The sequence below is a fragment of the Paraburkholderia franconis genome (assembly GCF_009362735.1).
Lineage (GTDB): Bacteria > Pseudomonadota > Gammaproteobacteria > Burkholderiales > Burkholderiaceae > Paraburkholderia > Paraburkholderia franconis.
This window is the reverse complement of record NZ_WHNP01000058.1, coordinates 30,215-50,547: the sequence shown is the minus strand read 5'-3', so window position 1 is coordinate 50,547 and position 20,333 is coordinate 30,215. Positions and strand designations below refer to the sequence as shown.

The following is a 20,333-nucleotide window of genomic DNA, read 5'->3' as shown; positions in this document are numbered from 1 at the left end:
CTTATGCCTAACAGCCGGGCCTGCTGCGTCACCGGCAGGGCGTGATCACGATCGATCATCGCTTTACGCCCAGCAGTCCCGCCTTGCTGAGCGCGCTTTCTAAAAAATCATTCTCCAACGTCAACTGTCCGATCTTCGCGTGCAACACCTTCACGTCGATTGGCGGTGCAGCTGGGGKCGCGTTGCCCGCGTCGAACACATCGGCAACCCGCTCCTGCAACTGCTTCTTCCAGTCCGTGATCTGGTTCGGATGGACATCAAATTGCTGGGCCAACTCTGCCAGCGTCTTGTCGCCCTTRAGCGCCGCTAGTGCCACCTTTGCCTTGAATGCCGGTGAGTGTGTCCGTCGGTTTCGTTTCGTCATCTTCTGGTTCCTTTGCCGGCATTATGCCAGGCTCACGCCCCAGCTTTTCCACTCAATGAACTGTCCGAATTTCCGGAGCCGCCTCTTGAATTGGGTGCAGCGGTAACCGCTGCCGGAAAATCAGTGTGATTGGCTTCCTGTTCCAGGCAACGGATATACAGTCCATTGGAAAATATCCGGTGAAGGGCACTTTCGCTTTTTGTTGACACCCGCCGGCCACCTCCGCACTGCACGGCGTTTCAGCTGCCATGATAAATATCGCACGACAGTCCGGCGATACAAGGTGCGATGTACTGGCTTCGCTCACGCGACTGCGTTCCAGGCATCGGCGCGCCACCGACGGCCGAGTCACGCGCCTGTGCATCCGTTGGGGCTGCATGCTGCTGTGCCGACCATTGGCTGCTCGTGGACGACGGTGCCTGCTGTGCCTCCTGGGAATATGCGGCTATGGGTGTGGTCAGCAAAACGACCGCGCCTGCCGCCACCATCAATACAGATTTCATGTCGGTACCTCGATGAAGTTGGGTAATTTACGTCAGTACGTCGGCGCCGCCGGCAGGACATTGCAAACATCGTCTGATGAGAGCCACCCCACAGGAGGAGCGACCGGACAAGAAGCTGCGCCGGTGCCCCGGCGCTCGCCGTCAGCTCAATTGCCGAAGAAAACATCGCACTGAGGCCTCGGCGTGCAGGCCGAGGGGCCCATCTTGCCCGCTGCGCTCCTGGTCGAAGGAGTCCCGCCGTAAGACGTGTCGGTGCCAGCCTGTGCAGGCGCTTCGGCGTTCTGCTGCATCGCGGGCTGTGCCGAAGGCGCTGCCTGCTGCGACGCACCTTGCGCGTGAACCGTTCCTGCCATCGCGACCAGGCATGCAGCACCCGTCGCCAAAATCAGTCGTGATTTCATCTCAGACTCCTTGATTCGTACAGGTTTCCACAAAGGCCCTTCACTTCCTGCCGACTCGTTTCCCGCTCTTCCAGATGCCAGACAGCGCGACACCGTCACGACGTGACGGCGCCGCAACGCCACTCAGGCGGGCGAAAGGGAAGTGGGCTTTTTTCTATACGTGGCAGACGCCGGACTTGTCAGGCGACCACCTGAAAATGACGCGAGGCTTGTGCCGGGCGCAGCAGAAAGGACGCGCAATAGTCACGCTGGTGACAGGACCTCGTAAGCCCATGACCAATAAAAATTCGTGCTGCTGATACGTTATAGACCCACGCCGCATTGATTGATAGCGGAATCGCAGACCCCATGAGCGACAGAGGCATACCGACCAACACCTGGGTGACAAAACATTTTGACGTCTCGCCAGTGACATGCCTTCCGGTCCAATCGTCACCCAACCGGTCAGGCCACGGTGGGGTAGGCAAGGTACTCCAAATCCGCTACGTGGCTACGTCATTCCGCCACTATGACGCCAGGACCTCGTTCAACGTCGGCGCAGGTATGGCGCGGATGTATACCGCTGCCGCATTTGTCAAATGCAACATGCCGCCGTTACAGGGCGGTAAGCGCTTTCTGACCAAGAAGCCGTTGAGGTTGCCGAGTATTTCAGGCAACAGCCCCGGCCCGATTATGTAGCCAGGGCAAATGACTGGCCCAAGGGAGATAGACCGAAGGATGCACGTTAGATACAGTCGAGCGTGCCCGGCTGGGCACTTGTCATTGCTTTGCGCATTGTCATGAACACGCCAGGCAACAGGTAAGAGTAGGCGTATCCGATGCGCTTCTGGTCCAATGCGGCCCATGTCGACTCGCTCGACAACGTTCTTAAGCTCGTCGAGCGCGGTGACTTCGAACTGGTTGCCATCGTCCGCGGCATGCTGGTCAATGCCGACTGGGCCAACAAGGTTCGCGACGGACGCATCGACCTCCTAACCGGGAAGTGCTGAACGGACTGGTTTAACAGTCGGCCGCTCGTCGCCATCAGTCTTCCGCACTGACGACGCCACGCCCCGGGCGTCGTCCCGGTTGCCTCAAAAAAAACTGCGCGTGAAGTGGCTCTGGTCCGCAAACCCGCACTCCTGCCCGATGGCGGCGAGACTCAGTTGCGTATGCCGCAGCAGATGCTTTGCACGTTCGATGCGGTATGCACGCAGCCACCTGAATGGTGGTGCGCCCACCGAAATCCGGAAAGCGTAAATTGCCGCACAGGCAGGCCGCACGCCTGTGCGACGTCAGCAAGGCGCGGTTATAACTGCGTGATAGTCATCACGGACAACGGCGCCCCGAAGGCGGTACTGCAAGACGTGCGCTTATGCGAGCATCTTCATCGCGCGGTCAGCCTTCTCGAGAAACTCGTCTCTGAACACGCCGATGTTCTGACGCTGAATCGCGCCGAAATCGATTCGGTCCTCGGACAATTGCGCACAGTCAATTGATAAAGCCCCTGCGAAACTTGTTTCTGTTTGTCCATTGACACGACGTTTATCACGCGCGCGATGCCCGTCGCGAAATCAGGAAAACCCTCGCGTCGAGGGAGTGACCTTGGGGAACGCTTGTCAATGTGGTTGATAGGCGACGGTACTGTCACCGATAAGCGTACAAAGCGCGACATGCTGCTGGAGCGCCTGGCTTGCAAAGCTTTTTCTGCGGCTACGTCCCTGAACGCAAGCCCGCTTCAGTCCTCCGCTGAAAACGGTGAGCCGCCAGTGTTTTCCTCAAACCACTGAAACGCTTCTTCGGCGCTGATGAAGCTGATGCGCTCGCGCATCGCCTTGAGCGTTTTAACTTGCTCCTTGATGTCGGGACGCGGACTGCCGTACGCATTGAGTACTGCTTTTCCCGCAAATACCCGCTCCATTTTTACGCTCTCCAGTTCGAGCGTGACCTTGAAAAATCCTCGTGAAATAGTGTTGTTCGCCAGGCTGTCGTCTGCGACGATGACTTGGACCGATGTATCCGAGTCGGCAGCTTCACCCCACAGCGTCGCGGTATCGGTCAACTCTGTGCCGATAAGTTCACCAACACGGGCATAGCCGTCCTGTACGATGATGACGGTTTTGTGAATCGGGTCGATGAGGAACGATACGTCCACAGCGTCTCTCCACGCGGTCAGGGCTATGCGTCCATAATACACACTGACACCATATGCGGAGGTTCGCCGACGGGTTGTCGGCTCATCCCTGCTGACCCTGGTCTAGTATCTTGAGCTTTCGCTCGACCTGGCCAGGAGTTTCATCATGCTGCGACGGCCTCAAGTCCATGCTACTACGTGGGTCCCGATTACTATCCATACGGATACTATCCCGCCGTCTCTACTGGCAAGCGCTACCGTTCCGCAAACGCGACAATCAGCGTCAGTATTCCGACGAGACCGGCGCCTGCGCAGACGAGTAGCACCGCTCCTGCAGCACAGTCTTTGGCTGCACCGATTGGTCGGCCAGTCGTTCGAGAGCCGTGTTGAAAAGTTCGGCCGCGAGGACCAGCACGGCCATCGTCATGCATAGCGCCGAAAACACAAGCGGCGGCCGTAACCAGGCCAATACCACGGGTAATGCCGCCGCGAGTCCTTGCCTGGATGCGAAAGCTGCGCTGCGTTCGCCAGGTGGCGGCAACACCGGTCAGCGCATCGCCGACGCTTTGCAAGAAGCTCCTCTTCGCCATGATTCACTCCGATTCTCTCATCGGCAGGACACTGTGTGGTTGGTCCCGCGCGGCCAGCACGTGGAGTCTGATTCAGTCCGTACGTCGAAACGTCTCCCTAGCCAGGTGTTCATTCTGATACGGGCACTCGCGCGGTGTGTCTGATGGTTGCCGGTCGAATCGCGATTCGTTGACGGCAAGCGGCTAAGTGCGTCCTCGTCACTGACTTCTCGCGGTGAGTCAAGTAGTGGGAAGTGGCTACGCTCGCAAGTGCCACTCGTCGGGGCCGTATTTCCCGCTCCGGGTATCAATGTCCCGCTTGTAGCCGAGTTCATCCAGGAAACCCAACTCCCGCAACACTTCGCGGGCGCGTATAACGTCCTGCGTATCGGCCCAGTCAGGCGTGTAGACGCAGATGACGTGCCCATCGCGGCCCATGCTGCGCAGTGCGGTGGACACCTTTGCGCACAGCAGCTGGCCGTTCCCGATAGCGTAGCATATTTTGTTCCATTCCTCGTCCACGTCGGCAGGGCTGACAAAGATGCACCATTTCCCTGCCGCAGCTACAGACCTAAATGGGTCGTAGCTCGGAGATTTCTTGTAGTGCCAGCTACAACTCAAGTCCTCAGAAGGCTTGTCGGATTTCTTGAGCAGTCGCTCTTCCAGACCAATTTCCTTCTTCATTGAAGCCTCCTCGCGCCTCGCGACGCTTTGTTATCAATCCGCTTTGCCCGGCCTCGCGCGACATTGTTCCAACTCTTTGCTGAGCGCGTCTATTTGCGCTTGCATTCCCGCAGCGCGTTTCAGTCGCTGTCCGACTTCATGCCAGTACGCATATCCTAAGTCCCCTTCCTCCAGGCCCAATTCGTGGAACTTGCGGAGCGCAATCTCGATGTCAATATGGTTATCCGAATTCATCTCTACTCCCGCTGATTTCGAGGGGCAACGCTCGCGCTCTGTTGTGGGCAAGTACCCAAACAAAACCCCCTCTTTTATGTATCGCCTTTTGATTCGCACGATGACGAGGCTGAGTATGAACCCAACTGCAGGCACGACCAGAAGTTCGAGATGACTCAGCGTGAAGGTCAAGAGTGCTTTCATGGCCAGCAGAGTTATGAATCTCCTTGAGCCGACGCATACAGCTGCGCATATTGTTCCGCGAAACTTTTAGCTTCCTCCACTACCGGCTCAACATCTTCGACTGATAGCCGTTGAAGCGGCGTAGCCCCGCCCAGCGACTCAATGGGTGTCGTGAAGAAGTCGAACATGACCCATGGGTCGGTTTTGCCGAGACCACGTATGACATTTTTGAAGTCGTCACGAAAAATCATGGATGAGAGGAAGAACGCCGGGCAGTAGGCCTCGGGCCCAAAATAGACTCGGAACATTCGCCCCGAATCGACAAACTTATCCAGCTTCTTTTCCGTGATGCCGGCCGCCATGCAAAAGTCGTGGACGCGGAGCACTTTTCCTTGAAGAACAAGCGGGTAACGTGCAACGTTCGCTTTGTTCGGCCCAGGCAAAGGCTCATGTTCGGGTGCTCGTTTCGACGCACGTTTGACGCGCTCGCGAAGCCTCTCTTCTTCCTCTCGGAGTGCAGGAAGGTCAATTCCGTAGACCATGGCCTGGCCGACGACTTTGCAGAGATGATTCTTGAACATTCGGCCAAGCGCCGCGTCAGGGATTTCAAGCAGCGTTTCAGCGACTTTCGGGTCGAAGAGTATGGCCGCAACGACGGCGCGATTGATGAGATGTTGCACCCATTCGTCATGGAGCGATGTTTCGGGCTTTGTCGCGCGCGTAGACCGCGGCATGGTCATTCCTTTACTTGAGCGAGGCTAAAACCTGTCGGCGCCGAGTCAGCGATTCTCAAATTTGGTGACCGCTCTCGCCGTTGCCGAAATTCTGCCTCGCTACACACGCTTCCGGCCATCGCATCTTGAAGGTCAAACAAAACGTACGTGAGTAGTAGTTCGTTCGCGCGTTGCTGATTCCGCCCGGTGTTCTGCTTCGTCACCATGATGAAGTATCCAACTCAGTGCCTCTTGTGCTGATTCGCACGGCATTGCTCCAACTCTTCCCTGAGCGCCTCTATCTCTTCTTGCATGCCCGCTGCTCGCCGAAGCAGTTGCCCGACTTGATACCAGTATGCATAGCCTAGGTCCCCTTCCGCGAGCGCCAGTTCGTGGATTTTCAGAAATGCAATCTCAAGGTCAATTTGATTTTCGTGAGAAGGCATATTTTGGCTAAAGGAAACCGAAAATTGACGTTCACGAAAAGAGACACATGCCGGCCGAAAATTTCGAATCTCGCTTCGTACTCACCTGTTTTCGAAGCTCAATACGCTTACCAACCGCGGTCTCTCAACACGCCTACCGGATGCGATAGGCGAACACGGTCTCGGCTCCCCGTCGTTAGTTGAATACCAATAGCTCGCGACGTCCGAATCTTTGGCCTGAACCTCCTTCCACAATCCGCTTACCCGGCACAGCGTGACAGAAGCGTCATCCTCATTACGACCCAAGAGGTGAACCGAAAAGGTTACATCGCCAAGATGCAATACCAGTTCAATCAGCGCCTCGGCACCGTCCACCACCCAACCGTCCGGGCTCGCGAAGTCCGCACCGCCAGATGATGCAACGACAAAGAAGTTCGGCGTGAGGTCCGTCCATCCAACGCAGCGCCACGCAAGAAGTGGCTGCATGAGCCTCTTCTTTATGGGATGCGGCTCTTCCCAACTGCTGTCAGTAAATAGCATTGGACAGACCAAGAATGATGAGAGGGCTCGCGCATGCCTGGCCGCTTCGATATGAAACAACGCCTCCGGTGCCCAGTGCGTCGGAACCGACAAGATGCGTAAAACTGTCATCGCGTTCGATGGTTTTCCAACGCGGCACGGAGGCATCAGACTCGACCTCGGCGACAGGAATGGGCTGACTGGGCATCAAAATATCCTTGAGTGTGCGCGCGCCACCTTGCCGGCGCTTACATCAGGCAATGCTGCCTCGAGAAGACCGAGTGGGACAACGTCGACCTTGGTGCTAGTTAACAGTTCGTCGCGCGGAAAAGTCACATGTCTCCCCGGCTGCCTGTGGGGCAAATCCCACGGGGACCCCAGTTGCCGGCTGTTAACTATCTCGAAACCATCCACTGCAGCAACTTGGCGAGTTGGTATATCAACAAAACCCCCGTCGGTGTTTGCGACCAGTTAGACGAGCCGCGAGGCAACATTGCTGAGCGCTCTACGTCCCTGTTGGCTAGAAGTGTCCAGACCGTTGACAGTCTAAAAGCAAAAACATGAAGTGTAAAGACTGGCAGTTTTTAAACTGCCAGTTTCGACACTGTAGATTTAGCTGGCAGAATGGTTGATGCTCCTGCCCCATATGGCAGATAACACAATCTCGCGTCACGAGGCAGTCCGACAGCGACTGTCGACGAATCTGAAGCTATTCCGCGGCAAACAGAGCATGTCCCAAGAGACCTTGGCGCAGCGCGCGGGATTGCATCGCACTCAAGTCGGTCAGATTGAGCGTGGCCTCGCGAGCGTGACGCTCGACACTTTGGTCTCATTGGCTTTAGCACTAGGAGTCAGTGAGGTCCAACTGCTAACCGACCAGGACGAGTTGCCCACCCCAATAAAAACGGGACGCAAGAAATCTGTCGACGTTGACATAGAAAGAAAGCCGCGACGCGAGGCGGACTGACCCTTTGTTCGATATAGCATCTTCTGGTCTGTCTGCGGGTACCTTGAGCGTCCGGTGAACACCGGCACGCAACGATGGCGTCTCGAAATCCAGACCAATTGCTCCAATAAGTCCCGCGCCACCTCCCCGTGTGCACAACTTTGCTGCCCACACCACAAGGGTGTGGACAGCCGCCCTGAGGGCGGTACCAAAGTTGCACACACTCGAACGCCTGACGCGCCGGCTTCGCCGGCTTGCCTTGTCTAATAAAAATGGATGATGACCCGTGTGGCGAGGCGGCTGGCGGGAGAAAGATGGTTACGCGGAAGCCAACCCACATTTTCAGCAGGTAGTGATTTAGTTTCCCTCCCGACCGACAGCATAAAGCTGTGTTGGTAGCGAAAAAGGTCGACTAGAGTTAGGTTCGCGGGCGGTAATCCACAAAAATGCTACCTAGTGGGTTCAAGAACGCAACGGTGCCGCCGATGCTGATGCCGATCGTCCACAGCGTCTGCATGCGATGGCGGATCAGCAATGCAACGAGACTGCCGCGCTCAGCTTCGCCGCGCTGCTTGCCCGCTGTGAGCGCATCGGCACGCTCGAACGCATCGGTTTCCGCGATGCCACGCCTCAGATACAGCGCGAATACCGCGAGCGCGCCGCCGATTGCGAACGGAATGCGCCAACCCCAGTCTTCGAGTTGCGTGGGCGACAGCATGAGCCGCTGAAGCAAGAGCATCAGCGCGAGCGCGACGAGCTGACCCATCACCACCGTCACCTGCACGAAGCCGACGAAGAAACCGCGCCGGCCCGCAGGCGCCATTTCGCTGAGATACGTCGCGCTCGTGCCCGCCTCGCCGCCCATGCTGAAGCCTTGCAGCAGCCGCGCGCAGATCAGCACGCCAGGCGCCGCGACGCCGATCGTTGCATATGTCGGCGTGAGCGCGATGATCAGCGAGCCGATGCTCATCATCGCCACCGATACGCTCAGTGCGACGCGCCGTCCGTGCCTGTCCGCGAGCGCGCCGATCGCCCAGCTGCCGAGCGGCCGCACCACATAGCCGATCGCGGCGACAGCGGCCGCGTTCAGCAATTGCGCCGTCTGATTGCCGCCCGGAAAAAATGCCTTGCTGAAGTAGATCGAGAAGATCGAGTACGCGAGAAAGTCGTACCACTCGATCACATTGCCCGCGCTGCCGCCGATAATCGAGCGCAGGCGTTCCCGCCGCCCGGCGAGAGAGGCCCGTAGCGACAGATCGTGAGGCGTTGCGGCCATCCTGTGTCCCCTTGCGACCGTCGGGCCGCTATTGTCTGGTGCCTGGATTGCTGCTTTGCTACTTTCCTGCCTGCCGTGTCGCTGTCACGCGGTCGCAAGTGTTGCGTGCAGTTGCGTACAGTCGCGCGTAAGGTGCTCGGCGTTGATGTTCTCGCGTGTGATGTTCTCGCGCCGCTAACCTCGAGCCGCGAGCAAGCGCACGAGTTCTGCTGCGTCGGCTTTTTCTTCGGCGTGCATGACCCAGTCCACGATGCGCTGGATCTGCTCGCCTTCGATGCGATGCGCCGCGAGCTTCGTCATCTTTCCGACGATTTCTCCCTCGCTCGCAAATGCATGCTCGCTGCCGCGCTGCGACTCCACGGTTTCCTCGAGCCGCGCGCCGTCGCGCAGTATCACCTGGACTCTCACCGTATGGCGCGCGCCGCGCCCACGCGCGGTGATCGACGGGTCTTCGAGCACCTGTACGCGGTCCGCCAGCGCCATGCGTTGAGGGTCGCCCACTTTGTCTTCGCTGAACTGGTCGACGAACACATCGCCTTCGAGCAATAGCGTCGCGACACAGTAGGGCAGGTTCAACTGCGCGGACGTCAGCCCCTGCGGCACGTATCGCCAGCCGACGTGATCGACGGTCACACGCGAGCCATGCACGACGATCGACTCCACGTCGTTCGCGCCGAACGGATGACGCGCCTGCATCGCGCGTATCGCATCGAGCGTCGTGTGATTGCTGCCCACGCACGAATAGAACTTCAGCGCGATGTTCATTGTCTCGAAGCGCTCGCCAAGGCCGTCGATCAGTTGCGTCAGATCGAAGCGGTCCGTCGATCGCGAGAACGTGCTGCAAAAACCGCCATACGGGTTCTCGAACACATCGACGATGCCCGTGAAGCCGTTCTGCGCCAGCAGCGCGCCATACAGTCCGCTTTGCGCGGCGCGTCCCGCATGCATGCGCTTGACCATCGCGCCGAACTGCGCGGCCATCAGGCCCGCCGACTGCGTGCCGCCGATGCCGAGCGCGTGTACCGTCTGCGCGGTATCGAGACGCAACGCGGCCGCCGCGCCCGCCGCAGCCGAAAACACGCCGACCGTCGCGCCCGAATGCCAGCCCTGCGCAATATGCTCGGGTCCCATGCACATGCCGACGCGCGGCCCCACTTCATAGCCGGCGACACACGCGCGCAGAAAATCGCGGCCACTCATGCGCGCATCGGCGGGCAGTGTCTCCGCGATGGCGAGCACCGCGGGCAGCGTCACCGCGCCAACATGAAGCACGCCGGCACGATGCACGTCGTCGAGCTCGAAGCTCTGGATCATCGTCCCGTTGACGAGCGCCGCGTGTGGCGCCGACAGCTTCAACGGTATGCCCCACACGTTGCAGCCTTGCGTCGTATCGATACTCGCGAGCGTGTCCGAGAGAATGCGGCTCCACTCGAGGCCCGAGCCGAACAACGCGCAGCCGAGCGAATCGAGAATCAGCAGCTTGATGCGAGCGCGCACTTCGTCGGGGATCGCTTCGTAACGCAATCCCGCCACGAAGGCCGCGACGCCGCCGGTATAAGGGTTTGTGCCGATGTCGTTGTGCTGGTTCATCGCGTGTCAAGCGCAATCGCGCGCGGTAGTGGGTTTGAGCCGGGCATGCTGCTTTGCTGTCACCCAGTATCCGCACACGCCACGAGTTTGTGAATTGCGTGCGGCGCGATTATTATTGCCTCACATGCAATAGTCGATAGTCTGTGAATTGCCCAAAGTCCGGTCCAAAACCAGGCCCACCGTCAGGCTCCCATGATTCGCTATCCCGGCGTCGATCTCGATGCGCTCCGCGCTTTCGTCGCAGTCGCTTCGCACGCATCGTTCAACGATGCGGCGATTGAACTGAATCTGTCCGCATCGGCGCTGACGCGACGCATCAAGCGGCTCGAAGAAGCGCTCGACCTGATGCTCTTCGAACGCACGACGCGTATGGTCTCGCTCACATCGTCGGGTGAATTGCTCTTGCCGCGCGCGCAAAGCGTGCTGCGCGAACTCGACGCGTCGTTGCAGCTCGTCACCGAGGCCACGCGCATCCGCGCGGGTCAATTGACGATTGCGTGCATTCCCACTGTCGCGAAGTTCCTGCTGCCGAAGATCGTGAGCAGCTATCACCACAAGCGGCCTGAAGTGCGGCTGAAGCTGATCGAAGCCGACCTCTCGACGGTCGCGCGGCGCGTCGCCGATGGAGACGCGGAATTCGGCATTGCGTTTCTCGTCAACGAAACGCCGGAACTCGCAATCGACGAGTTGCTGGTGGACCCGTACGTATTGGCGTGCCCCGCCGATCATCCGCTTACGAAAAGCGAGCACGTCGCATGGCGAGAGCTGAGACCGTGGCCCTTGATCGTATCGGGCACGACGAGCGGTAATCGCCGGATGCTCGATGCCGCATTGCGCGACATCGACTGGCGCCCAGACCGCCTGATCGAGATCGAGCATCTGACGACGTCCCTCGGACTCGTCGAAGCCGGACTCGGCATATCGATCATTCCGCGTTGCGCGGCGCCGCGCGACGCTCAATCGAGAATCGCGATCCGTCCGCTCGTCGAGCCGACGGTTGCACGCACAATCGGTTTGATCCGCCGACGCGATGCGACGTTGCCGGCCGTCGCGCGCGATTTTCGTCTGACGTTGCGCAGAATGGCGCCACTCGATCCAGCGTGGATGCAGCCAGAGTGACTGCGTTTGGCTAACGGCATGAGCGTGCGTGCCGCTCGACGGCGCGAAGGATCTGCTTCGTGAGTCACGCAAAACTCACCGAAATGAAGCACGTTTGGCACTAACACTGTGCATCCGGTAGTTAACTCTGGTTCCCCAAATAATTTTTGCTGCGCAATAGGAAAATTAGCGCAATACTGACTCGCCCGCTTCTTCTCGCGGGAGCTTCACTGATGGATGGCCCGTCCACGCGGGCCTCTTCTCGCTGTAGCTTCACTCACGTGAAACGGCAATCAGGTCATGGAACTTTGCAACGAATGCTCCACGCTCCAGGGATGCTCCGCGGACAGGATCAGAGAAGAAGGCCTGACGCTGATCGGCGTTGGCGAATGCGAAGGCGTGGTGGCAATCGAGCACTACCGTTGCGAGAAGTGCCGCGCGCTTCTGGTTCGGCAACTCTGCGGATGTTCGGCTGAGCAGGTCTGGACAGCGTTTTCCTAGCCCGCAGGCCAGCTTTTCAACACCGCCGCGACCAGTTGACGAAGCTGCCGGCGCGTAGCGCCTCCTCTCGCCTGAACGGCCAGGCCCTGAATAAGCGTCGATACGAAAGTGGCCGCGTCGTGACTGGTCATGCCCTCTGGAAACGGCCCCGCCTGCTTCACTGACTCGAAGCGCTCGCGCAGACGCCGCTCGAAAGCATTGCGGCTCTCCGACAATTCATCGCTCAGAGGGCGCGCGTCCGCGCTGCATGCAAGCGCGGCAAACGTCACGAGACAACCTGAAGGCGTGTTCTTCCCAGTGTGAAGCACGACAATTCCCTCGAGCAGAGATTCGGCGATCAGCCTGGGTGTCGGCTGCGCCAACGCATGCTCGCGGAACGCCAGATGGTTGTCGTGGTATCGATCGACCACCCGCCGAAAGAGCCCCTCCTTGCTTTCGAACGCCTTGTACAAGCTGGACTTCGTGAGCCCCGTCGCCTCCTGAAGATCCGCTAGCGACGCGGCGTCATAGCCCTTCTCCCAAAAGACGTGTAGGGCCTTCTCCAAAACATGATCTTCGTCGAACTCTCGCGGGCGTGCCATTTCAGTTTCCTCTGACAGACCGATATTGTAGACCAAACGGTTTACAACGGATGACTGCCTCGATGCCGCCCCGAGGTCCGTCAGCTCAGCATAACCGCACTTGTTCGATGAAACCGAACGACCTCGTGAGTCCCTTCGAACGACATTCGAAACCGGCTGGTCCATAATCCTCGCAATCGTCACGGGCTGTGACGTCAACCATGGAGCAAATCATGTCGCAAGGTTTTGAAGGAACCCGTGTTGCAGTCGTCTACCACAGCGGCTATGGACACACGAGGAAAGTCGCAGAAGCCGTGGCTCGCGGGGCGGCCAGCGTCGAAGGGACCGAGAGTCTGCTGATCGGCGTAGAAGATATCGATGGATATTGGGGCATTCTCGAACAGGTGGACGGAATCATCTTCGGCGCGCCCACGTATATGGGCAGCGCGTCCGCGGAATTCAAAAAGTTCATGGATGCGACTTCGCGCAACGTCTTTGCAATGGGCAGCAAATGGGCCGACAAGGTCGCAGCCGGCTTCACCAATGCGGCATCGCGTTCCGGCGACAAGTTGGCGACGCTGCAGCAGATTGCGATTTTCGCCGCGCAGCATCGGATGCACTGGGTGAATCTGGGCCTGCCGCCCGGACACAATCATTCGCAGTCGACGGAAGACACGTTGAACCGGCACGGATTTTTCCTCGGCGCTGCTGCGCAATCGAACGCCGACGAGAGCGCCGACGTTACCCCGCCCGATGCGGATTTGCGCACTGCGGAATTTCTCGGCGCCCGCGTCGCAGAAGTGGCTTCGCAACTTGCCGCAGGCCGCGCGATGTTGAATGCTGCCGATGCCACAGCGTAAAGATCCATCCAGATTCAGGAGCCTCACCATGACCCAGAACATTTCATTCATTGTCCACCTGCCCGGCAAGCCCGAAGCACGCGAAGAACTTTACTCGAGCCTCATCAGGGTGCTCGACGAGATGTCGAATGAGCCGGATTTCGTCAACACCTATCTACATCGATCCGCAGATGATCCCGACACGCTCGTGCTTTACGAAACGTGGGCGTGCAGCGCGCAGTACTTCGTAGACCATCATCTGAAGAAGCCATACCGGGTCGACTACGAAAGCAAGCTCAAAGGCCTCCTGAAATCTGAGCGAAAGTTCGAGTGGCTCGATCTTGTCAAAGGCTACGAGCGTAAGGGCAAGTAAGTTTTTATTGAAGCTTTATGACCAGAGGCGGGCCCTATGTCGCAAGCCCGCTTCTGGCACCCGTCTCTCTTCCGTATTCACGGCCGTTCGGGCTCGGAATGGTGTTCGCATCGCAGATAACCGGGAACGACGGGAGCGAGAATCATCCGGTTATGATTGGCCGGAAAGGAGGACGGACTAACCCGAAGCCGAAACACAGGGTCGCCGCGCCAGATCGGCATGCCGGTCAGCACACAAAAAGCGTCCACGCGAGCAAGTCCTATTCGCCATACCCGGTCCGCATAGTGACCTGAACGCGCGTCGCTCCAGTACACTGAGCGACTTCGACGACAGCCGCTCGAGAATAGAAACATGCGAAGGCGGCGGTTCGAGATCGACCGGTTTGAGCGCCTGCTTTGATGGTCGCCGCCTCGAACGCAACTTCTTCCTCGGAACGCACCGCGTCCCGATCGTCGCTTCGAGCGTGTGGGACTCCAGCATCAATATGCCGACTAGCGCGCGTCGAACGATGTCGTCATCAGCTTGGCTCATCATCCATTCGGCTCCGTCTCTCTACCTGCAAACTCTGAACCAGCGGAAAGCCACCATCGTCGTTCGACGATCGATAAAAATCGAACTGATGCAGAAGATCCCGATTCGTATTTTGAACCTTTCGGTACACAATGTAAACGACGCGACCTTGGTGTATGTGGCTCTTGCTTGCCGTACTGTGCATGAAATCGTTTTTCACGAGACCACGTTCGAGAATCCAGAACGTTTCCTTCGGTACCTATGCATGTCATTCTGAACCGGCCGGTCCATAATAGTTGTGACACGCAGCGATGCGAATATAAAAACGGTGTGTGGCAAACAAATGACGAAATGCCTCTCTTCGCTGACGCACTGGGCAAGGAATATCGGTTCATTGCACCTGACCTACGTGGGTACGCGGACAGCGACAAGCCGTTCTCAGGCTACGAGCCGAAAACGATCGCTCAAGACATGCTCGATCTGCTCGAAGTGGAAGGCATCAATCGCTTTCACATTTTCAGCCACGATCTTGGCGGTCCGCCGTAGGTGGCGCTCGCGTACATGGCTGGAGATCGCGCAATTTCCTTGTCCACGATCGAGACGCCGTTCTTCGGACTCGACTTCCCCGGATATGTCGACCCGCGTGTGCCGTACTGGCATCTCGGCATGCATATGAATATGGATATCACGCGTTTTCTCGTCGAGGGACGGGAGCAGCAATATCTGCGCCATTTCTTCCGCGACTTCGCATACAACCCTCAAGCTATGCCAGAAGAGGAAGTGGCGCTTTATGTCATGCAGATGAAGCAGCCAGGAAATCTTCGTGCGAACCTCAATCACTATGGCTACATTCCTCAAATGGCCGAGCAGACAGCAGAACTCGCAAAAGAAAAGCTGAAAGTACCGATGCTCGCGTGGGGTGGAAGCCACTCCTTTGGATCGCACTGCTTCGATAGCGCAAAGGCAATCTCTGTCAATGCGAGTGGCGGCGTGATCGAAGAATGTGGGCATTGGGTCTTCGAGGAGAAGACGCAATTCATCTCCGAAGAACTGCAAGCGTTCTGGAAACGCGCCGGCCGGGGGCAAGCATGACTTTGCAGCCGAAAGCAGGCGACGGACGAACGTTCAGGATAAACCGTGTCGATCACACTGGAATAACCGTTTCGTCGCTTAAAGACTCGCTCGATTTCTGGGTAGGCGGTTCTTGGATTTCAGCATCTCTATATATGGGACTTCAAGAACGATGCATTTATCGAGAATCTCGTCGGGGTTGAAGGTGCTTCGCTGACCCTTGCGATGGTCGAAGGCTACGGACACAAGATCGAACTGTTGCAGTACTACTCGCCTGCCAACCGGAAGACCGTCGACGCGCGTGCCTGCGATGCAGGCTTTATCCATATTGCAATGTATGTGGATGACCTCGACGCGCTGCTTGAACGGATCAAGGAAGGAGGATGGCTGCGTGTCGGGCCGCCACAACGCGTCGAAGGCGGCGAGCGCGACGGTTTGAGGCTTGTCTATGTCAGGGGTCCGGACGGGGTGACGCTCGAGTTCCTGCAGCCGCCAGCAAACAAGACATTCACGGTTGGGTCTGAGTTGACGTCCGAGGTAGGTTGATACTGACAAACCTGGAAATGGTGCTCGCGACCGAGGTCGCGAGCACTTTCGTTTTCAAGCTTCGAAAACCAATCACAGTCTTGATGTGTTTCGCACTGCTGTATCGCAATTGCTCTGCAATAAACAGCATCCTGTTACAACAGGCAGGCTGAAAACCGCTTCCCAAAGTGTCACTTTGCGCATCAGTGCTCCCCCTCCAAAGGGCGGGGGACCGAAAAAAATAAAAGCCGTAGGATGCGTACTCCCCCCTCGCAGGAGACGTCGCAATGTCTTGCTCATGTGACTCGTATCCCTGTCGAATTAGCGGTCCTCAGCGGTCCATCAGGCGCTCAAGTGCCGTATCGCCGCTCGATCCGTTCCTATGGCCTTCTTGCAAAGAAGGTGGCCGGAACGGTTGAGCACTATCGGCGATGGCTCAACACATAAAAAAAATTCGTCGGCACCGATTGACCGCGTCACCCGGTACACGACATGGCCATCTTGCCTTGCCAGTCCGCTGCGGCGGTGATGAAGCAGTTACCACTTTTGAAAACGTGGAGGAGATGCACTTGCCGAATTCAATACACACCCCTTGATCCGCGCTCGACCGTTTGATCCAGGATGCGCTCCTGATCCGATCCACGGCACGATTTCCACTCACCGCATTCGTCTTTTGCAACTGTGTTTTGTCGACACGGCAAGACGCAACGACGGTGACGTTCATTCTGACTTTCACGGAGTACTGCACTATTGCAGTTTGAACATGGCTCGACCCAGAATCCAATTTGATATTTCGGCGGACGAACGTGAGCAACTCCTCGCGATGGTCCGCACGCAAGACCACCCTCCCTCATGGAGACTTCGTGCGAAGATCCTGCTGATGGCCGCTGACGGTCATTCGAACAACGAGATCAGCAGCGAGTGTTCGATAACATCGGCGGCCGTAACGTACTGGAAGAGGCGATTCCTCGCGGGCGGACTTCATGGGCTGGTCAACGGGTCCGTCGACGGCCGCTACGATCTCCTTCCCAACAAGGAGGCGTTGCAGATCGAGCAGGTGTGTAACGCATGGATCAGCGCTTACTACACGCGCGGCAAATCCAGCTAATCCAAAGACAGGAATGGGTTGCTAGAGATAGCGACCCATTCCACGCATCGCGGCAATCGGATGATCTCTCGGCCCGGCGCCCCTTCAATCGTTCGATACCCAATAGTCGTCGCAACGACGCCTTCGAATTCTGCTTGAAAAGTCGTCAGCACGATGGACGACATCACCGGCAGCTCGCGAAAAATCGCCGACATCATCGGTGTGATCGACGGCATCGCATTTCAGACTAACATCCTGGCCCTCAACGCCGCCGTCGAAGCCGCGCGCGCGGGCGACCAGGGGCGCGGATTCGCCGTCGTCGCCGGTGAGGTTCGTGCGCTCGCGCAGCGAAGCGCGAACGCCGCGAAGGAAATCAAGAACCTGATCGGCGCGAGCGTCGAACGGGTCGAGGCGGGCGCCAAGCTCGTCGACGATGCAGGACAGACGATGGACGAGATCGTCGCGCAAGTGAAGCGTGTGTCGGACCTCATTGCGGAAATCAGGTCCGCCACCGAAGAACAAAGCAGCGGTGTCACGCAAGTCGATCGTGCAGTGAGCGATCTCGACACCATCACGCAACAAAACGCGGCTCTCGTCGAGCAGAGCACCGCCGCGTCGGAGAGCTTAAGCAACAGGCCGAACGCCTGGTGGAAGCGGTCAGCGTGTTTCGCTAAGCGCAGGCCTGCTATTCGCGTGTTCTGGGCGCGCTTGCGATTGGTCTCTACGCTGCCTCTCACTTCGGCAAGGTGCAACGCGGAAAACAGATACGCTGATGAACGCGCCTAGAACAGGTGCGCAATCCCGATCGCAACTGCCAGTTGATTTGCGCCCGTCGCGACCGTTGTCGTCGATCCCGTCGCGCTCAACGCAGACTTCGAGCTGTTGATCACGTAGGTCACATCGGTATAGAGAGCCGTGCGCTTCGAAAGCCAGTAGTCCGCGTTGACGCCCGAGCTTAGCGCGTGCGCCGATATCGCGCGATACGAGTGGTAGTAGGAAGCGGCCGCCAGTTGAAGTTGCGGCGTGACCTTGTAACGCAAGCCGCCATACGCCATGTACTGCGACGGCGAAGCCTGCAACGTCGCGGCGATGTCGTTGAGCAACAGCTCGTATCCACCGTACAGCGTTGCATCGCCGATCTGCCACGAACCGCCGGCGACGTACCGGCGTTCGCTGTTGTTCGCCGATGCAATGCTTTGGCCCTGCCGCTGCTCATACACGAACGTCAGATTGAACGGCCCCTGACGATAGCGCCCGCCGACATCGAACTGCTTGCCGACCCTGAACGCCCCAGGCACCGGGCCGCCATTGGGCACCGTCGAGTCGTAGCCGAAGCTGTAGAGCGCATTGACTTCGAACGGTCCCGCATGCCCCAGATACTCGACTGCATTGTCGGCGCGGCCCACGAACTGCGTGTCCTGCGCGGCAAAGCCATAGCTCGAATAGCCGAGCGGATCGAGCGGGAGAAAGTAGCGATACATCGGCGTCATCTGCCGGCCGGCCATCACGGAGCCAAACTTGTCACTCTCGATGCCGACGAACGCCTGGCGCCCAAATAGCCGGCCGCCCTGCTGCAACGTCCCGCTGTTCATCGCGATGCCGGATTCGAGCGTGAAGATCGAGCGCAGGCCGCCGCCGAGATCCTCCTTGCCCGTTATGCCCCAGCGCGAATTCATGCGATTGCCGGTATTGAGCCGGAACAGGTTGCCTGAGCCCTGCTTCGCCGCGTGGTTCACGTATTCGATGCCCGAATCGACGATCCCGTAGAGCGTCACCGACGATTGCGCATGTGCCGCGACACTCACGCCCGCTCCAACGCAAGCGACAAGCAGACTTCCGATTGTGCGGACCGTGTAATTCGACTTCATCCCCTCTCCTTATTTATTACTGTAGTGGTACTAAGCGAATCTAAAACGATAAGAGTGCGAAATGTAACACACTCCATGGCATTGGTTTTATTCGCGGGAAATGTGCTTGCTGACGAACAACATCGCCACCATGCCGACGACAGGACCGATCGCAAGCGTCAGCAGCGCGAGCATGAACGAATGCGTGCCGCCATAAACGTGTCCCACGGCGAGCGGAGAAATCGCGCTGCCCGTTTGCCAGATCGCGTTGGTCCAGCCGGCGCTCGCGCCCGCAAGACGCTTGCCCGATGCATCGCTGATCTGTGCCATCAACACGGGCAGATAGCCGTATGAGAACGCGCCCAGAATCGGCGCTACCACATAGAACTGCGTCGTGGTCGAGCACATGCCGAAGACGAGCAGCATGAACGCGAAGGCGATCAGACAGAGAATCGACATCAGCCGGCGCGAAATGCCGGGCAGATCGGAGATCCAGCCGAGCGTCGGCTTGGCGATCACCGCGCCGATTCCAAACGACGCAATGATGGAGCCCGCAACGACAGGCGAGATGCCATATTGTTTCGTCATCAACGCATTGCCCCACGCGCCGAAGCCGACGGTTGCCCAAAGGCCGCCGCAGCCTGCAATCGCGAGCACGATCAGATTGCGGTTGCGCAACAGTCCGAGCATCTCTTTCGCGCTGTTTCGTGTCGGCGACTGGTCGCTGGTCGGCCGGTTCTTCAGAAACAGCAACGACACGATGCCCCACGCGAACGTGACGACGCCGAGCATACGGAATGCGTTGGACCAGCCGTGCTGTGCGGAAAACGACGGCACGATCGCATTCGCGAGGACCACTGCCAGCGATGTGGCCGTGGTGTAGATCCCCATCGCGCGGCCTCGGTCCCGCGTGAACCAGGCGGGGATGATCTTCATGCCGGCGGAGTAATCGGCGCCAGCGGCAAAACCCATCGCGAGCTGGATCGCGATGCCCGTCGTCAGCGTGCGGGTCTCGCCAAAAAAGAACGTGAATACGCCGAGCGGCAGCAAGGCCAGCGTCATCATCGCGCGGCCGCCGAGCAGATCGGTGAGCGCGCCGCCGATCACATTCGCGATAACGTAACCCGCGTAGAAAGCCGTGACGAACGCGCCGAGCATCGCGACATTGAGACCAAGCGATGCGCCGACGGGCGCGGCGACCGTGCTCCATGCAACGCGATCCACATAGCTCAGCAGAAACGCCGCCCATACGATGAACAATGCAACCCAGCGATAAGCGCTCGTTTCAGTCTCCGCTGCGCTTTGCACGGGCCACGCGCCGCAAGATGCGTCTCCTGACGACGTCAGATTCTTCTCCATGACTCCTCCAATGCAGGGCGTGCACATGGCCGCCCCTTTATTCTGCCTTCTGATCCAGCCATTC

Annotated in this window: 24 protein-coding genes and 4 pseudogenes; 12 read left to right on the top strand and 16 right to left on the bottom strand. The window is 58.4% G+C overall.

Going from position 1 to position 20,333, the window contains the following annotated elements; all coding sequences use genetic code 11:
- From GCT13_RS36355 to GCT13_RS36345, 3 genes and pseudogenes are all read right to left on the bottom strand, one after another.
- A pseudogene (locus tag GCT13_RS36355) lies at window positions 1-364 on the bottom strand (transposase); the annotation flags it as partial.
- A gap of 239 nt (window positions 365-603) precedes the next feature.
- Window positions 604-867, bottom strand: a complete 264-nt coding sequence (locus GCT13_RS36350; protein ID WP_152766631.1) for a hypothetical protein — start codon at window positions 865-867, stop codon at window positions 604-606.
- Window positions 868-1,013: 146 nt separating this feature from the next.
- Window positions 1,014-1,268, bottom strand: a complete 255-nt coding sequence (locus GCT13_RS36345) for a hypothetical protein (protein ID WP_152760557.1) — start codon at window positions 1,266-1,268, stop codon at window positions 1,014-1,016.
- 464 nt (window positions 1,269-1,732) lie between these two features.
- Between GCT13_RS36345 and GCT13_RS51005 the strand changes: the two are divergent.
- Both GCT13_RS51005 and GCT13_RS48695 read left to right on the top strand, forming a co-directional pair.
- Window positions 1,733-1,996 (top strand): annotated as a pseudogene (locus tag GCT13_RS51005) (c-type cytochrome); the annotation flags it as partial.
- Between the two features lie 90 nt (window positions 1,997-2,086).
- Window positions 2,087-2,257, top strand: a complete 171-nt coding sequence (locus GCT13_RS48695) for a hypothetical protein (RefSeq protein WP_193727845.1) — start codon at window positions 2,087-2,089, stop codon at window positions 2,255-2,257.
- 84 nt (window positions 2,258-2,341) lie between these two features.
- Here GCT13_RS48695 and GCT13_RS51405 read toward each other — a convergent pair whose 3' ends face one another.
- From GCT13_RS51405 to GCT13_RS36300, 7 genes are all read right to left on the bottom strand, one after another.
- On the bottom strand, window positions 2,342-2,488 hold the full coding sequence (locus GCT13_RS51405; protein WP_407670913.1) for a helix-turn-helix domain-containing protein: 147 nt from the start codon (window positions 2,486-2,488) through the stop codon (window positions 2,342-2,344).
- A 497-nt stretch (window positions 2,489-2,985) separates the two neighbouring features.
- Window positions 2,986-3,402 carry a hypothetical protein gene (locus GCT13_RS36330; protein WP_321574858.1) on the bottom strand — a complete coding sequence of 139 codons (417 nt, stop codon included), beginning with the start codon at window positions 3,400-3,402 and terminating at the stop codon, window positions 2,986-2,988.
- A 262-nt stretch (window positions 3,403-3,664) separates the two neighbouring features.
- Window positions 3,665-3,856 (bottom strand): diacylglycerol kinase, encoded by a 192-nt coding sequence (locus tag GCT13_RS36325; RefSeq protein ID WP_407670914.1) that lies wholly within the window; start codon window positions 3,854-3,856, stop codon window positions 3,665-3,667.
- Window positions 3,857-4,208: 352 nt separating this feature from the next.
- A complete protein-coding gene (locus GCT13_RS36320; RefSeq protein WP_152766627.1) occupies window positions 4,209-4,634 on the bottom strand; it encodes a putative phosphothreonine lyase domain-containing protein in 426 nt (141 codons plus the stop codon).
- A 33-nt stretch (window positions 4,635-4,667) separates the two neighbouring features.
- Window positions 4,668-5,039, bottom strand: a complete 372-nt coding sequence (locus GCT13_RS49860) for a hypothetical protein (protein ID WP_227747200.1) — start codon at window positions 5,037-5,039, stop codon at window positions 4,668-4,670.
- A gap of 23 nt (window positions 5,040-5,062) precedes the next feature.
- Window positions 5,063-5,710, bottom strand: coding sequence for a hypothetical protein (locus GCT13_RS36310; protein ID WP_152766625.1), 648 nt, complete (start codon window positions 5,708-5,710; stop codon window positions 5,063-5,065).
- Between the two features lie 984 nt (window positions 5,711-6,694).
- Window positions 6,695-6,895: a hypothetical protein gene (locus tag GCT13_RS36300; protein WP_152766621.1), complete on the bottom strand. Its 201-nt coding sequence runs from the start codon at window positions 6,893-6,895 to the stop codon at window positions 6,695-6,697.
- A 423-nt stretch (window positions 6,896-7,318) separates the two neighbouring features.
- On the opposite strand from GCT13_RS36300, the gene GCT13_RS36295 reads away from it, so the two are divergent.
- Window positions 7,319-7,654 carry a helix-turn-helix domain-containing protein gene (locus GCT13_RS36295; RefSeq protein ID WP_321574857.1) on the top strand — a complete coding sequence of 112 codons (336 nt, stop codon included), beginning with the start codon at window positions 7,319-7,321 and terminating at the stop codon, window positions 7,652-7,654.
- 397 nt (window positions 7,655-8,051) lie between these two features.
- Here the strand turns inward: GCT13_RS36295 and GCT13_RS36290 are convergent, their stop codons facing one another.
- Together GCT13_RS36290 and GCT13_RS36285 are read right to left on the bottom strand one after the other, a co-directional pair.
- Window positions 8,052-8,909: an MFS transporter gene (locus GCT13_RS36290; protein WP_227747199.1), complete on the bottom strand. Its 858-nt coding sequence runs from the start codon at window positions 8,907-8,909 to the stop codon at window positions 8,052-8,054.
- A 174-nt stretch (window positions 8,910-9,083) separates the two neighbouring features.
- The gene (locus GCT13_RS36285) at window positions 9,084-10,499 is read right to left on the bottom strand and encodes an MmgE/PrpD family protein (RefSeq protein WP_152766619.1); all 1,416 of its coding nucleotides are present in this window, start codon (window positions 10,497-10,499) and stop codon (window positions 9,084-9,086) included.
- Window positions 10,500-10,691: 192 nt separating this feature from the next.
- On the opposite strand from GCT13_RS36285, the gene GCT13_RS36280 reads away from it, so the two are divergent.
- Window positions 10,692-11,618, top strand: a complete 927-nt coding sequence (locus GCT13_RS36280) for a LysR family transcriptional regulator (protein ID WP_152766617.1) — start codon at window positions 10,692-10,694, stop codon at window positions 11,616-11,618.
- 476 nt (window positions 11,619-12,094) lie between these two features.
- On the opposite strand, the gene GCT13_RS36270 is transcribed toward GCT13_RS36280, so the two are convergent.
- Entirely contained in the window at window positions 12,095-12,715 is a 621-nt protein-coding gene (locus GCT13_RS36270; RefSeq protein WP_227747198.1) for a TetR/AcrR family transcriptional regulator, read from the bottom strand.
- A 176-nt stretch (window positions 12,716-12,891) separates the two neighbouring features.
- Here GCT13_RS36270 and GCT13_RS36265 point away from each other — a divergent pair, with 176 nt between their 5' ends.
- Window positions 12,892-13,518 carry a flavodoxin family protein gene (locus tag GCT13_RS36265; RefSeq protein ID WP_152766613.1) on the top strand — a complete coding sequence of 209 codons (627 nt, stop codon included), beginning with the start codon at window positions 12,892-12,894 and terminating at the stop codon, window positions 13,516-13,518.
- A gap of 28 nt (window positions 13,519-13,546) precedes the next feature.
- Window positions 13,547-13,870: a putative quinol monooxygenase gene (locus tag GCT13_RS36260; protein WP_152766611.1), complete on the top strand. Its 324-nt coding sequence runs from the start codon at window positions 13,547-13,549 to the stop codon at window positions 13,868-13,870.
- Between the two features lie 77 nt (window positions 13,871-13,947).
- Here the strand turns inward: GCT13_RS36260 and GCT13_RS49855 are convergent, their stop codons facing one another.
- The gene (locus tag GCT13_RS49855) at window positions 13,948-14,223 is read right to left on the bottom strand and encodes a DUF3331 domain-containing protein (protein ID WP_227747197.1); all 276 of its coding nucleotides are present in this window, start codon (window positions 14,221-14,223) and stop codon (window positions 13,948-13,950) included.
- 29 nt (window positions 14,224-14,252) lie between these two features.
- Between GCT13_RS49855 and GCT13_RS49850 the strand changes: the two genes are divergently transcribed.
- From GCT13_RS49850 to GCT13_RS36230, 6 genes and pseudogenes are all read left to right on the top strand, one after another.
- On the top strand, window positions 14,253-14,657 hold the full coding sequence (locus GCT13_RS49850; RefSeq protein WP_227747196.1) for a hypothetical protein: 405 nt from the start codon (window positions 14,253-14,255) through the stop codon (window positions 14,655-14,657).
- On the top strand, window positions 14,642-14,926 hold the full coding sequence (locus tag GCT13_RS36250; RefSeq protein WP_152766609.1) for an alpha/beta fold hydrolase: 285 nt from the start codon (window positions 14,642-14,644) through the stop codon (window positions 14,924-14,926). The genes GCT13_RS49850 and GCT13_RS36250 overlap by 16 nt, the downstream gene beginning before the upstream one ends.
- A 39-nt stretch (window positions 14,927-14,965) precedes the next feature.
- Window positions 14,966-15,472 carry an alpha/beta fold hydrolase gene (locus GCT13_RS36245; protein ID WP_152766607.1) on the top strand — a complete coding sequence of 169 codons (507 nt, stop codon included), beginning with the start codon at window positions 14,966-14,968 and terminating at the stop codon, window positions 15,470-15,472.
- Between the two features lie 120 nt (window positions 15,473-15,592).
- A pseudogene (locus tag GCT13_RS36240) lies at window positions 15,593-15,997 on the top strand (VOC family protein); the annotation flags it as partial.
- A 742-nt stretch (window positions 15,998-16,739) separates the two neighbouring features.
- On the top strand, window positions 16,740-17,084 hold the full coding sequence (locus GCT13_RS36235; RefSeq protein ID WP_152766603.1) for a helix-turn-helix domain-containing protein: 345 nt from the start codon (window positions 16,740-16,742) through the stop codon (window positions 17,082-17,084).
- Window positions 17,085-17,222: 138 nt separating this feature from the next.
- Window positions 17,223-17,737 (top strand): annotated as a pseudogene (locus GCT13_RS36230) (methyl-accepting chemotaxis protein); the annotation flags it as partial.
- Window positions 17,738-17,845: 108 nt separating this feature from the next.
- Here GCT13_RS36230 and GCT13_RS36225 read toward each other — a convergent pair.
- Window positions 17,846-18,931 carry a porin gene (locus GCT13_RS36225; RefSeq protein WP_152766599.1) on the bottom strand — a complete coding sequence of 362 codons (1,086 nt, stop codon included), beginning with the start codon at window positions 18,929-18,931 and terminating at the stop codon, window positions 17,846-17,848.
- Window positions 18,932-19,018: 87 nt separating this feature from the next.
- Window positions 19,019-20,269, bottom strand: coding sequence for an MFS transporter (locus tag GCT13_RS36220; RefSeq protein WP_152766597.1), 1,251 nt, complete (start codon window positions 20,267-20,269; stop codon window positions 19,019-19,021).
- Window positions 20,270-20,333 lie beyond the last annotated feature (64 nt).